Raw genomic sequence first — 246 nt, 5'->3', positions numbered from 1 at the left:
ACACTACCATCGGCGCTACGGCGTTTCACTTCTGAGTTCGGCATGGGGTCAGGTGGGACCACCGCGCTAGTGCCGCCAGGCAAATTCTGTTTTATCCGTACCGCAACGCATCAGGGTTTCTCACCCCACGCCGCCATACGAACCAATTCCGGAACATTCCGCTGAAAATCTACTCTCTCGAGCCTGTCTCTCAAATCAAAACACCTTTGGTGTTGTAAGGTTAAGCCTCTCGGGTCATTAGTACTG

The 246-nt window shown here is 52.8% G+C and carries 1 rRNA gene; it reads right to left on the bottom strand.

What is annotated here, in order from left to right:
- A 5S ribosomal RNA gene (rrf, locus tag EVX52_RS25200) occupies positions 1–80 on the bottom strand; the annotation flags it as partial.
- Positions 81–246 lie beyond the last annotated feature (166 nt).

The sequence above is a fragment of the Rahnella sp. CFA14(1/10) genome, from assembly GCF_004195095.1.
GTDB lineage: Bacteria > Pseudomonadota > Gammaproteobacteria > Enterobacterales > Enterobacteriaceae > Rahnella > Rahnella perminowiae.
This window is presented reverse-complemented; position numbering and strand designations above follow the sequence as displayed.